Raw genomic sequence first — 13,234 nt, 5'->3', positions numbered from 1 at the left:
CAGACTTGAGCTAGACGTGGTGGTGTTCTCTGATGACCAGTCCAAGTATGTCTTTGGGAATAGCCTTCCTGTGCGCAATCCTGCAGGATCTGGCATGAATGATAATGCCATGCTCTCTGTATGGGGGTTATCTGTCCATCATAACGTGGTGCAGGCTGGGGCTAAGGTGAAGGACTATAACTACAGAACCGCTAATGCCACCCAAAATAGCCAGACCGATGAGTGGCAGCCCGATCAGACGACTTATGGGGTGCCCTATCATTATGGGGATCGGTATTTAGAAAGAGGTGCTGACATAGACCCCGAAATCGAAACGGGGTCTTTTCATGCAAGGCTTCATAATGAACGCTATAAAAACAATCAAGTCAGAATTACAGGAAAGACCAATGATCCCTCACTTTATCCTGGAAAAGTTCTTGATCTTGAAGGGGGATCAGAAGATCCAGCCTTAAAATATGGCTTTCTCATTGTCTCTACCACCAATAAAGGCTCAAGAGATGGCAAATATGAGATGAGCTTTGAAGCTATCCCCTATAGCGATCAAATAGGCTTTAGACCTAAACTTCTTGAACGTCCGCATATTGCAGGCACCATTCCAGCCAGAGTAAGCAGCACGGAGAAGTTTGATACGTATAGCCATATTGACGAAATGGGACGCTATAAGGTCTATTTTGATTTTGACTTAGACACATGGGATAAGGGTAAAGAAAGCCTGTGGGTTCGGTTAGCAAAGCCCTATAGTGGCGGCACGTATGGTTTTCACTGGCCACTCTTAGACGGGACAGAGGTTGCGATTGCTTTTGAAGATGGCGACCCAGACAGACCCTATATTGCTTATGCTTTGCATGATTCATCTAATGGGGATCATGTCACTATTCAAAATTACAAAAGAAACGTTCTAAGAACCCCATCGAACAATAAACTACGGATGGAGGATGAGCGAGGCAAAGAACATATCAAACTCTCTACAGAATATGGTGGTAAGACCCAGCTTAATATGGGACACCTCGTCGATAGTTCCAGACAACAACGAGGTGAAGGCTTTGAACTGAGAACGGACAAATGGGGGGCTATCAGGGCTAATAACGGCATCTTTATCAGTGCAGATGGACGACAAAAGGCAAGTTCGACCTCACTGGATATGATCGAGGCGACAGGACAGTTAAGTAGCGCGTTAAACCAAGCCAAGCAGCTTAGAGAAGCAGCAGATGCGTCAAAGGCTACGGGGTTGGACACATCAAACCTCATGACACTGATTGAAAGTGCCATCACGATGTTACAACAAGCCAGTGTTCTCATCTCAGCCCCAGCAGGGATTGCACAGACTACACCATCCACGATCCAGCATAATGCAGGCAGGAACGTTATTACTACAGCAGGCAAAGATGTTAGCCTCAACGCTAAAAACAACGTCACCATGGCAGCGTCAAATGAAATATCGCTCTTTGCTCACAACAAAGATCTTAGAGCCGTGGCAGGCTATGGCAAAGTTGAACTACAGGCACAAACAAACGTCATGAACCTTGACGCTAAGCAAGATATCCAAATTACGTCACATGATGGAAAACTGACACTTTACTCACCTACAGAGATCAATGTGGTTTGCGGGAAAAACAGCTTCATTCACATGAATACCGATCAAATCATCATCAACGCACCTGACCATATCATTGAAAGAACCGCTGTCGTTCAAAAGCAGTCCCCAGGTTCAATGTCTTTAACAATTCCGCCCTTGCCAATTCCTGCAGAGCAACAAAATAGGCAGTTTATTTTTAAAGATGATGAAGGCGTTCCCTTTGCAAATATGCCTTATGAAGTGACTTATGGAGATGGCAGCACAGGTCATGGAATGACTGATGAAGAAGGAAAAACAGCAGTATTTGTTTCTACTGGATCCAACGATATTAAAGTGCATTTGAAAAAAGATTAGGGTTGGGGGAAACAAAATGGTTGAAGAAACAAATAGCGTAGAAGATAAAAAATATTCCTCAGCAAAAACGGAGAAAGCGGAACAAGGTCAGGTTAATCAAACCAATGTTAATCTATCGCGCACTAAGATAGAGCTGATTTCTTTGGCAGGAAATATTTATAATCAATCCCCGAATAGTCGTCTGGTTTTTGCAGGGCAGGCATTGAGAATGATTAAAGAAGAATTCATTCCTCATGAAGTCTTAGGAGATTTTTCGAATTGTCATATTGTGATTACGATGGCTATTTTAAATGCTAAACCGACTTATTACACGCCCGAACAACAAGCGTTGATGAAACAAGATTTAATGGCTGTTTATAATGATCTTGCACAAAATCAAAGTTTAAAAAACCAAGTCAAAGAAATCAGGTTATGTGTTTTAGAGAAAGGGTTGGCTGAAATTACCCAGTATATTAACCAAGGTAAGGATTATCCCAGAAGCGAGTATAAAATAGGGCGATTGGATATTTTTACGCATGGTATTCCAGGTCGATTTTTAATGGCAGATCATTTGGATGAGGATGTGCCTTATCAATTAACGATGGAAAATGGAATATCCGCATGGAGCAAAGAGGGGTTTCATAAAAAAGCAAAATTGCACTCTTGGGCATGTCGAACTTGTGCGCCTAATCATGGTCAACCTAGCCTTGCAGAGGGAATGGCCAATCATTTACAAATCCCTGTCTATGGATTTCAAAAGAAATCAGATTATGCAGATACATGGGGTAGTCGTGATGATCGGAGCACGCTTAGAGGATGTAACCATCCATATACGCTTGGGTTATTGATGAGCAAAGAAGAGGAAGCAAGCTGTCAGAGGTTACAAGAAGAATATAGGCAAAGAGAGAGTTATAAAAAAGGAAAAGGGGCAATATGGATGGATAGTGGTGCGGTTCATCCTGTGAAATGTGGAACATCCCCTAGTAATCTACCCGAGGGACGTTATGTTGCGAAACCTGGGATACAAGGTGTTAGCAAGGTAGATGCTGAATGACCAAGAAGAAGCTGTTTATATTTATTGGTATTTTTATTTTTTTAATAATAGGGGGATTATTTGGGATGTCACAGATTGGGCGAGTATATATGTATGATAGTGATGAAGAAAAAATAGATGTGACGTCTTATCTGAAAACAGGGCAATTTTATTTTCATACGGATAAACAATATCCAACGCTTCAATCGCTTGTTTATAAAGTTCGTCCTGATTTTATGAGCAGAGATATGCTCTTGATGATTATGAATAAAGATAAACGCTTTAGTTTTATAAAAAATAGTTCTTTGTTTGAAATTAAAGATACATTTAAATACAAAGATGATAAGGAAAAAGTTCAAAAAATCATTACTAATATTATTACTAATAACGCTGATTTTTCAAAGAGGATGCAATATCAATCTTCTGATATTGCAGCTGTCACAGGTAATTTTATAAATTTTTTTATAGGGCATTTTATCTATAATGGGCAAAAAGTAAGCATTATAGCTCAAGTTGAATATTATTCAGCTTCTGATCTGGAACAACAAAAATTTGCATGGTTTTCTTTGACATTAGATAATGGATTTACAACTTTTCTTACACCTTACGAACAAATGATAGAGGAAGCTAAGCAACAACCTCAGCCGAAGGTTTATAGCTGGTGGTGAGGTTATCTTCCTTTCAATCTAAAACATCTTGTTTAATGGATTAATATGTTCCTATTTGTAAACGTTATTTATTTTAGAGTTATTGGATATTTTTTGTAATGATACGTTTTTATATAACGCTTAGAACCTTACTTTACTAGCGTTTATTGGTGATTTTCTCTCGCGCGCGTGCGCGTACTGGCCGCAAAACTCCTTTAATTTCTCTTTATTTTTTCAAGCTGCAACCTATTGTAAATCAAAGTGCAACTAGGTTGCAGTTTGGTTGCACCCTCTATATTCCTAGTTAATGGCTGTATTCTGTCATTTATATATTATTTTTAGAGTGGAACGCCTGCAACCAAATTGCAACGGGGGTTGCACCCTGTTTTGATAAGGAAACTCTAATCCTGTAGCAATTTATTAGGGGTGCAACTGCACCCCTTTTTTTTGCATGTAGCTAGGGCTTATTTTGGGTTCGAAATACCTGCGCTGCCAAAACCCGTAGGAAGGACCCGAAGACACCCCCCTCCCTATGATAGGACTTTTGTGTTATCCTCTTTAAATCTTTTGGCTGTATCATTGATCCATAAGGGGTGAGCGTTTCGTTCACCCCTTAACGAACTTAGCCCATTGGCTCATGAGGTCGCGCCTTTTATCGAGTAAGTCGCCCCGTCTATAAGCACTTTCGACCTTTGACTTGATGGCATGTCCTAGGGCCATTTCGAGGATTTCTGCTTGTGTGTTGGTGGCTTCACTGCCCCAGTCTCTAAAGGACGATCTAAACCCGTGCAGGGTCATGTCTGGGTCATTGGCTGCGTCTTTGACGGCAATCAATACCGCTTTGTTATAAATAGGCTTACCGTTACTATTTTGAAATACATATTCGCCTTGATTGTTATTGATTGCCATAGCACGCTTAATCACGTCCAACGCCTCATCAGACAATGGCACACGATGTTCATTGTTGGTCTTGCTGCGTTCCTCTGGCAATGTCCACACCTTGTCTTTGAAGTCAATTTCATCAACGCGCATTTCCCGCCCCTCAGCTGAACGACAAGCGGTCAGGCAAATGAAACGAGCTGCTAGATTGGGAATGTCATTGATGGACTTCAAACGCTTATAAAGCGTGCTGATCTGTTGCCAGTCATAGGCTTTGCGATGCTCGACCTTTTTAAAATCTGAGGGCTTTGGCAGGATGGTTTCAAGAAATCCCGTCCATTTGGCGGGATTATCGCCATAGAACCAACCGCGAGCTTGTGCATATTTAAACACCCGATCAAGCAAGCCTTGCAGCTTTGCCCCTGTCACGGTCTTTTCATACCAAATCTTTTTAAGCAAGATACGCACATCATCGGGCGTAATAGACTGAATAGAACGCCCCTCAAAGACTGGGTAAAGGTAATTCACAAACAAAGCCTCTATTTCTGCCTTGGTGCTTTTGCCTCGCCATCTCTTGGATCGATCTTCAATATATTCCTTCGCCACCATCTCAAAGGTTTTACGGTTTTCTTTAACTGCTAACTTACCCGCTTGCTTTTGTTGCAAGGGATCCAAATCATTCCGAAGCATTTCACGAGATTGACGGGCAATCTCTCTAGCATGATCCAATGTCACATCGGGTAATGACCCAAGTCCTAACATTCTGATCCTGCCTGTGGTTGGACTTTTGAACCGAAAGACCCATGCTCTGGAATTGCCTCGAATGGAAAGATAGAGATTGCCTCCGTCAGAGTGCATACCCTCTTTGAGCCTGTTAATCTTCTTTTCTGAGAGTTGATTGGGGGCTAAACGTGACATTTTTTGAAGCTCTGATGATTTTCTGTGGAGGGGGGTGTTTTTGGTGTTAGAATACTTTATTCTGTTACTATACTATAAAAACCATGCTTTGTCAATACTTGTAGCGTTTTCACAAAAAGCAATGTGTTACTTATCGTATTACTTATCAACACAAAAAATGATAATTTTTGATTAAAAATCTTCAAATCATCAAAATAAAGCAATCTTCAACCAGATAAACAATCTCAAGCCCTGTAAATGAATGTCGGTGAAAATCATCGAGATTGCATGTCATACAAAATCAACCGTTTTAATTGAAGATTGCATCATCGTTTCAATTTGAACTGTATTACATGATTTTCCTATTGAAAGGGCTTATCGGTCTAATTCCGTCACAATCAATAACGCTATTATGAACTACACAGATTTTCAGGGGTGTTGCCTTTCAAACCCGTCAAACCAACGGGATAGGTAAGCGGGATTTTCCGCCCACATCAAAGGGGTTTATGTTTATCGATCCCATACACCAAAACAGATACACGGTGGGATTAACTAGACAACCTAGACAACCAAACAAACGGCAGTAAAGTCACATTCTTTGAACCTAGACAACCTATGAGGAAAATAAAAACCCCAGTAAACAGCCATTTTTAAATAATTTAATTCATCGAGTTGTCTAGGTTGTCTAGGCAGTTGTCTAGAAATATTTTTATATCGTAACTATGCTGTAGACAGCACTTTACCTATATATATATATATTTCTTTTAAAATAATAATAATAATAATAGTGCCTAGACAACCTAGACAACCAAAATCAAAATATATATACGTTGCCCACGCGCATACGCACGCACGCGCACACACGACCCCTTATATAAAAAATGGTTGTCTAGGTTGTCTAGGTTGTCTAGGACAAGGAAAACTGCGGGCTGTAGCGGTGCTTTGAGTTGTCTAGGCAAAAAAAGCAGTTGTCTAGGCTGCATTAATGGCGGTTTTCTGCTAATTTTTTATACAGAATAAAAAAAAGAGGCTTTTCTTGCTAAAATGAAAAACCCCCTACACCCATTGATAATCTGCTATTTTTATATCCTAGACAACCTAGACAACTAAAAAAAATCATTCTGTTATCTTATTCGTTAAAACATACATTCGCTTTTGACTTTTCCCTATACTTACCCGCTTTTGAAATGATTTTTTCTCCGTTCCACGATCAAGCAAACCTTTATCAGCAAGGACACGAGCAACAAACGCCCCATCAATCCCACCGCATATCTCTTTCCAACATTGAGGATATACCCAGTATTCCCATTCTTTGGTAAGATGATCTTGTTTGCGATACCCTACACGATTAGACGTTTTACTGGTTGGGTCTTCTTCAAGCCCATTAGTTCCAACCAACAAAGAAAACCGACTTTCTCCATATTTAGCGATGAACTCTTTGACATTATCAATCGCTTGAATGACTTCTTCATTTTCAGCCCCACCGCGATGTTCAAGCCAAGCCTCAAAGCATGTCTTACAAGCCTGTGTTGCTTGTGCAGCTTCCCAGCCAGTCAATCCTTGTTCTGTTGCTTCCTCGCCCACAATCGCAGCCAAAGCGAACTTTTCAGCAACTCTGACAATCTGTGTATCTGCGCCCTCTGGTGTCCATTCTTGAACAAGGGCTTTTATTCTATCTTTCAAATATGGAAAATATCCCCGATCATCACTATTGAGCTTATCAGCCAAGAACCCAATAAAACCCCGTCCAACTTCACCATAAAAGCAACTTGCCTCATGGTTTAAATGGTCAATAAAGGCTTTTGCACCCTTGAACCGATCAGGCACAACATCCAACACACCCAAGCCTTGCCCACAATCTGCGGGTATATTAATCAAACGTGCTTCTTGTCCTGCATTCGCTTTGCGCTTACCCTCTGCCAGTTTGGCTTTAAGCGTGATCTCTCCAGTGCTGATAAAGTTTAATAACCATTTCTTAACAGGTCTTGTATCCCCCGTTGGCATGGCTCTTTGCTTGCCTGATCCATTCGCCAGCATATAGGACGTATCAAAAGCAACATCACTTGTGACCTCGCTCATTTCATCCAAAATAAGCACGGTATGGCTTAAATCAGAGGCGATCTGTTCCAATCCATTGGCGGTGGTTTTCCACGATTTAATCTGATCTTTTGGCTTTCCATATAGGCTTGCAACAAGATTTGCAATCGTTGTTTTACCAATACTGGACGACCCCACAAAATGAAAACCTGTCCCTTGCTTTCCTAATGGATTAAGAAGCAATCCAGCCAACCCCACGCAACAGGCAAAGCATAAACGGCTATTAACTCCCACATATTGACCGATCTCACGTTGCCAGTCACTCATAAAGCCATTACGAGCAAATAAGCGATTATCTGTATATTCTCGTGAATAAAAATCTTTACAGCCCCAGCGTTCCTTTGTGGGCAAGACAAACGCCCATTGATGGTCTTTATTCTCATTCCAGCCCGCTTGGTCGATGGTTCTATAAAGTCGATCTACTTTGATTTCATTCAAGCAATTAGCCAACTCATCGGCATCATTCACCACAAAGCCAGCATCCAACAAATAGCGTTTAAATAGCTTTGGATCAGCCAATAAAGCCAAAGGTAAAACAATATCCTTAAAACGCCCAGAATGGCTTTTAAAACCGATAATCAGTCCGTGTCCATTATCCCACTGATCCGCAACCCGTCCTTTAACGAATAGAAGGTCAGATAACATTTTGCTTTTAAGCTCTCCATCCTTTGTTTCATAAGATAAAAATAACTTGTTTTCATTAACGTAAACACCAGAGGGCATCTTGACTTTAGCTGTTAAGATTTCCCGTTTCTTTTGGATCCATTCATCATAAAACGCCCGCTCATCTTGAACATGCAAAGAAACTGGCAAAGCATCTGCTAAATCCCATTTTTTGGGAATACGAACATCATTTGTTAAAACCACCCCAATAGAGGCACAAAAAACGCTGCCTAGTGCGTTTATCACTTCTTGAATGTAATGTTGCCCTGCCTCGTCATTATCCCCCCACAAAACAATTTCACGCCCCTTGAGAGCCGTCCAATCGGTCTTTTGGGCTGCATTGCTGCCCCCTTGCGTGGTCGTCACTACATAACCAGGATAAATCTTAGAGGCTGCATCAGCTGTCTTTTCACCCTCAACCAGTAAAATAGGATCAGTTGCACGGCTTACGATCTGATCCAACTGATAAAGAATGGCTTTCCCTTTAGGGGCTTTGTAGTGCCAGCTCTCGATCCATTCACTTTCCTGATCCTGCCTTTTGCGTCCATAGGTAAAGGGTAGAACATCCTTTTTCCCGTCCTTTTCAAAGCGTATGCGTGCTGTGACAGGCTTCCCCGCAGCATCTCTATATACCCACATCATAGAGGCATTATCAGGCTTCACAGGCTCACAAGGGGCGGGAATGATGGGCTGCCAATTTGGATCATTAACCTGATCTTTGCCTCTTTCAAGATCATTCTTGTTGATAGGAATAACATTTGGTAAAGGCTCAAATGGATCATGAGATTGTTTATTATTCATTTATTGCCTCAATTCCCAACATATCCGCTAATTTTCTTGCAGCTTCCCCTTGCGATAATCCAAACAAATAGGCAGCAAGCGCAATCAAATCACCCCCACGATCACCAGTGGCAAAGTCCGACCACCGCCCAGAACGTAAGTTAATCTTGAACGATCCTGCCTTATGATCTGACCTGGTGGGATTGCGTGCCACCCATTCGCCCCCAATATTTCGACCATCTGGCAACCAATTTCTTAAAATTGCCTCTATGTTTTTTAAAGCGAGCGTGCTAACATAGTTGAAATTGATTTTTTTATTTTTCATTTCTTAACTTCCTGTTAAAAGTGAAAAAAAGCCCGTCACTAGCGGGCTATTTTTTTGCTTATTGTTCTTGTAGAAAGCCACTAGGCAACCAGTTATTGCGATTAAAATAAGTCAGCAAATCAGATTTCTTGATAAACTTGTTACGACCTTTACGAGCTGCTTTTATTTTACTATTACGAATAAATGTTCTTGTTGCAGAATATTGACGCTCGATGATTAAGCCAATATCGCCAATCTGTAACTGTTCAGGGGCTTGCTCTAATCGTTTAAAATTAATGAACATGATTACGCCTCCAGCAATTCTTTAGACACAGCATTGATGCCTTTTAAAGCCCGTGTGAGGCTTTCTTTTGTCACGTAGGACTTTTTACCATCCATCACCCTTTCAACGCTGTGCAGTCGAATAAAGCGGGTTACTGACGGTCTTGAGCGATTAAGGATGGCACAAGCATCATCAATATGAATAAGCTCTGCCGATGCCTCGAGCTTTTTGTAATCAATAATCATAATTAACCTCTATCCCGTCTATTTTAGACATGATCCCAATTTGATCTTTACTGTCCTTTAATGCTGCCATAATGACCCTGGCTGTTGGAGTGGGGGCTTGTAGCCTTAACAACCGAATGGCAGCTGATAGACGACAAGATTTCTCATGTTCATCAGGATTTTCAAAGTCTGCAATCGTGTTTAATGCTTCAATATCGTCAATCCTTGCCATTGGATTTGCTACAACCATTATGCAGTAATCGTTAAAAGCAATTTGATCACATTCACGATCCGTCACAGGGCTATGATCGATTTGATCTTCGCTTGGTTCGCCAGTGCTAATAAGTCTTGGTTCTTTATACACAAGCTCAAAATTATAATCGATTTCACCATTACCGTCATATCTTGCCCCAACATTCTCCAGCGTATCTCTTTCAATGAAACCGCCTCCCTCCTCGTATAATTCTCTAGCAAAGTCTTGCATTACAGCCATATAGAGGGCTTTTCTGGGACTATCTGGCTCTGTTTCCATGACCGCAATCGCAGCACGTAAACGATCACTTAGACAATCACCGCTAGTTGCTTTAAAGGCAGCCACGCTATGAAGCGCAACATCGTTGTTAATGGCGTTTTCGTCTTTGTTTTCCAGCTTGTAGCACCATGATAAAAAGTTACGTTCTTCTTTGGTCAAAGCTCTTGATTGTTCATGTGTCATTGTTGAGTTTCCTTGATTGTTGGTTCTTTTTTCCAGTCTGTAATGATCGATAGGGCGAGCGTTGGACTGGCACATAGCCCGTTAAGTTGCTTTTCTTCGGCTTCGAATAATTCGCGTAAAACCGCCCAGCGTTTCCGATTAAGAGTATGATCTGTTGGTTGTTGCCTCTTAATGTATAAAGCCCGATCCAATATATCTTGCGACAAGCACCGTATTTGCTTAAGTTTCTTCTCAATCACCTTTTCAGACTTTGGAGCCTTTGCCCTTGCGAGCTTTAATTCTTCCTGTAGCGTAAAGCGTTGACTGATCCAGTTGCTAAGCTCTTTAATGCTGCTCAGTAAGACTTCATCATGATAAGATTGATCGTTCATCACAGCACCCAGCTACATTGTTCGGCAACTTCTAATTGTTCTTCATATCCTGCTTTAAGTAAGCAATTATATAGATTTTCTGATCTAAGCGATAATCCATATAGAATGGTTTTTAACTGAGCTAGTAAGGCTTCAGTTGCCCCATCAAAGACTTGTTCTTCTTGTCGTCCTTTTTCTGCTTTTTCGATAAGAACAGCAATGATCTCAACCATGCGAGGCGTTTGAATAGCCATAATCGCAGCACTTTGCATCACGTTTTGATCTAAGAGCTTTTGAGGAACTTCAATCATCACACAGCCTCACTCTCTTTGACTGCCTGTTGAATGCTATTGGCATCATCAAAGATTTTAGAGATTACCCAGCGCGCACGGTTGATATATTCCTCAATATATCCCTCAAAATGTTGATGTTCTTTCATGCCACGCTCTAACGTATCAATTAGGCAATCCATGACTTCGCAAGCATGTTCAATGCTTGTATTTGACGTTTGAATATCATTAGCAATCAAGACTTGTAGGGATTTAGGCTTGGTTAATCCATCAATCATGGCTGAACCCCCGCCAATGTATCCATCAGTAGGGAGGTAAACAGCATATTCACTTCGTATGAAATAAACCCCTCATCAAACGCAAGCGGGCTTGAGATTGCCTTTAAAACCCTTGCTTTGGCTTGTAACCCTGCCATCGTAAAGGCTTGGAATTGCGCCATTTGAGAGATTTCTGAATTGATGGTTTGATTGAACTCTTGGCTTTTACGGTGGGCTTCATCAAGAATACAATGGTTACGCGCTTCATCATCGCCTATCAGATCATCAACAAATTGAACCGCTTCTTGTTTCTTAATCAAATCAAGAATACTCGTTGCGTAACTAATCAACCAAGCGTCGGAATTATTATTTAAACGAATCGAAAATGATTCTCTATTCTGAGTAGAAACGGTACTCTTTTGCGGTTTTTTATATCTATTTGATATATTTTTTTTACACATGGATAACCTCCATGTAACCCAAGGTATTAGCCGTTTTTTTTAGGCTATTCCTACCTTGAAGCACATGGAGATTATCAAATCGAACTGGACTCTTAGCGTCCGAATAATTATAATAAAACACAACAAATCCCCTTTCTTTGGGTTTGATTGATCGTCTCTGTTGGTTGATGCAAAAAACAGAACAGAAACGATATTAATGATAATAAAAAAGGCTTGTTTTTGGATTGCCGTCCAAAGCAGGCTTTTTTTATGCGAATTAGTCATTTACATATAATACAACACTTGAATTTTAATTAAAAGTATTAATTCATTTTCACTACATCAATAAACCCCTTGTTTTCTCTCATTTTATGTTACTTTTACTACCAATTTATTTTAAAGATTGATGCGTTTTTCCCAAGAAACAGCCAATCATGTCAAATGATAGTTTTGAGTTTGATAATTGATATTTATTTTTAGAAGTGTTTAAAACATCCACGTTAATGGCACTAGGTTTGCTCAGAATTGCGAATTAGTATGTTTCGTATGGAATTATACCAGAAACATCAAAATGATGCTGTAAGAGCGTTTAAATCGATTTTATGTAGCTTTGATATGTTCCTGATGGGACTGTTTGATACTAAATGGGACTATTATGACAAAACAAAAGATCGAATAGATCGATTTATCCCCAAAAAAGAGGGACTACAGGGAGATTAAATTTATCTATTTATATCTAGCACCTGTGGAAAACTCAATCTATCGTTGGTATTCCGTAAAAAACAGCTTGACGATAGGTCACATATATGTCACCAGTTAGTATCATATATGTGACCTATTTCGGAGTTATCCCCATGTCAGCCGATATCAAAAGATTGAAGACTAATCCGCAACGACAAAAAGAACAAATAGTTAAGGAAGAAATAGAGCAGCTTGAAATGTTGGCTATTACACGTCCACAATTAAAAGATCATATTTCTGCTATGATCTATCAAATACAAAAAGATGATAATGTTAATGATTACAATAGATGGGCATTCGCTATGATTGGAACGACAGAATATAGACTTGTTGGTCAATGGCTAGGGAAAAACAGTAAGCGGTCAGGAGAAGCAAAAAGCCTTTGGATAGCTTTAATAGATTATCTTGATATTAACACAGGACAAATCAGACGTTCACGCCAAGAGCTAGCAAACGAGTTAGAAATAACACCAAATAATATAAGCTCTATCATGTCAGAACTTGAAAGCGTTGGTGCAATTATTAAAAAGAAAGAGGGGCGCGGCATTACCTATTATATGAACCCTTTAATCGGCACGCACTTACCAAAGATAAAACGTGACCTTGCACAATCTCAAGCCCCAAAGCTAAAATTGGTAAGTGGTGCCAAGAATGGAAAAGATAAAACCTAACTTCACTGTAATTGACGGTGGGAAAGTAAAAAAGAATAATCGAATACGTGCTAA

At 40.4% G+C, this 13,234-nt stretch carries 15 protein-coding genes; 5 read left to right on the top strand and 10 right to left on the bottom strand.

Features of this window, described 5'->3' with window-relative positions; translation table 11 throughout:
- From QJV33_RS11745 to QJV33_RS11735, 3 genes are all read left to right on the top strand, one after another.
- On the top strand, nucleotides 1-1,930 hold a 1,930-nt coding region (locus tag QJV33_RS11745), incomplete at its 5' end, for a type VI secretion system tip protein VgrG (protein WP_281463594.1).
- 16 nt (nucleotides 1,931-1,946) lie between these two features.
- Complete coding sequence (locus QJV33_RS11740) at nucleotides 1,947-2,963, top strand: hypothetical protein (protein WP_281463593.1); 1,017 nt, start codon at nucleotides 1,947-1,949, stop codon at nucleotides 2,961-2,963.
- Nucleotides 2,960-3,610 (top strand): hypothetical protein, encoded by a 651-nt coding sequence (locus QJV33_RS11735; RefSeq protein WP_281463592.1) that lies wholly within the window; start codon nucleotides 2,960-2,962, stop codon nucleotides 3,608-3,610. Before QJV33_RS11740 ends, QJV33_RS11735 begins: the two co-directional genes overlap by 4 nt.
- Nucleotides 3,611-4,195: 585 nt before the next feature.
- Here QJV33_RS11735 and QJV33_RS11730 read toward each other — a convergent pair.
- From QJV33_RS11730 to QJV33_RS11685, 10 genes are all read right to left on the bottom strand, one after another.
- Complete coding sequence (locus QJV33_RS11730; protein ID WP_281463591.1) at nucleotides 4,196-5,386, bottom strand: tyrosine-type recombinase/integrase; 1,191 nt, start codon at nucleotides 5,384-5,386, stop codon at nucleotides 4,196-4,198.
- A gap of 1,095 nt (nucleotides 5,387-6,481) precedes the next feature.
- Entirely contained in the window at nucleotides 6,482-8,926 is a 2,445-nt protein-coding gene (locus tag QJV33_RS11725) for a DUF927 domain-containing protein (protein ID WP_281463590.1), read from the bottom strand.
- Nucleotides 8,919-9,230 carry a hypothetical protein gene (locus QJV33_RS11720; RefSeq protein ID WP_281463589.1) on the bottom strand — a complete coding sequence of 104 codons (312 nt, stop codon included), beginning with the start codon at nucleotides 9,228-9,230 and terminating at the stop codon, nucleotides 8,919-8,921. The genes QJV33_RS11725 and QJV33_RS11720 overlap by 8 nt, the downstream gene beginning before the upstream one ends.
- A 58-nt stretch (nucleotides 9,231-9,288) precedes the next feature.
- Nucleotides 9,289-9,513, bottom strand: coding sequence for a hypothetical protein (locus tag QJV33_RS11715; protein WP_281463588.1), 225 nt, complete (start codon nucleotides 9,511-9,513; stop codon nucleotides 9,289-9,291).
- A gap of 2 nt (nucleotides 9,514-9,515) precedes the next feature.
- Nucleotides 9,516-9,737: a hypothetical protein gene (locus tag QJV33_RS11710; RefSeq protein ID WP_281463587.1), complete on the bottom strand. Its 222-nt coding sequence runs from the start codon at nucleotides 9,735-9,737 to the stop codon at nucleotides 9,516-9,518.
- Nucleotides 9,727-10,431, bottom strand: a complete 705-nt coding sequence (locus QJV33_RS11705; RefSeq protein ID WP_281463586.1) for a hypothetical protein — start codon at nucleotides 10,429-10,431, stop codon at nucleotides 9,727-9,729. Before QJV33_RS11705 ends, QJV33_RS11710 begins: the two co-directional genes overlap by 11 nt.
- On the bottom strand, nucleotides 10,428-10,802 hold the full coding sequence (locus tag QJV33_RS11700; protein ID WP_281463585.1) for a hypothetical protein: 375 nt from the start codon (nucleotides 10,800-10,802) through the stop codon (nucleotides 10,428-10,430). The genes QJV33_RS11705 and QJV33_RS11700 overlap by 4 nt, the downstream gene beginning before the upstream one ends.
- The gene (locus QJV33_RS11695) at nucleotides 10,802-11,092 is read right to left on the bottom strand and encodes a hypothetical protein (protein ID WP_281463584.1); all 291 of its coding nucleotides are present in this window, start codon (nucleotides 11,090-11,092) and stop codon (nucleotides 10,802-10,804) included. The genes QJV33_RS11700 and QJV33_RS11695 overlap by 1 nt, the downstream gene beginning before the upstream one ends.
- A complete protein-coding gene (locus tag QJV33_RS11690; RefSeq protein ID WP_281463583.1) occupies nucleotides 11,092-11,349 on the bottom strand; it encodes a hypothetical protein in 258 nt (85 codons plus the stop codon). The genes QJV33_RS11695 and QJV33_RS11690 overlap by 1 nt, the downstream gene beginning before the upstream one ends.
- Nucleotides 11,346-11,789 (bottom strand): hypothetical protein, encoded by a 444-nt coding sequence (locus tag QJV33_RS11685; RefSeq protein ID WP_281463582.1) that lies wholly within the window; start codon nucleotides 11,787-11,789, stop codon nucleotides 11,346-11,348. Before QJV33_RS11685 ends, QJV33_RS11690 begins: the two co-directional genes overlap by 4 nt.
- Nucleotides 11,790-12,314: 525 nt before the next feature.
- Between QJV33_RS11685 and QJV33_RS11680 the strand changes: the two genes are divergently transcribed.
- Nucleotides 12,315-12,488 (top strand): hypothetical protein, encoded by a 174-nt coding sequence (locus QJV33_RS11680; RefSeq protein ID WP_281463581.1) that lies wholly within the window; start codon nucleotides 12,315-12,317, stop codon nucleotides 12,486-12,488.
- 134 nt (nucleotides 12,489-12,622) lie between these two features.
- Complete coding sequence (locus QJV33_RS11675; RefSeq protein WP_281463580.1) at nucleotides 12,623-13,180, top strand: hypothetical protein; 558 nt, start codon at nucleotides 12,623-12,625, stop codon at nucleotides 13,178-13,180.
- Nucleotides 13,181-13,234: the final 54 nt, after the last annotated feature.

The organism is Commensalibacter nepenthis (assembly GCF_029953305.1).
Classification (GTDB): Bacteria; Pseudomonadota; Alphaproteobacteria; order Acetobacterales; family Acetobacteraceae; genus Commensalibacter; species Commensalibacter nepenthis.
The sequence above is the reverse complement of the archived record's forward strand: the minus strand, read 5'-3'. Positions and strand labels throughout refer to the sequence as shown.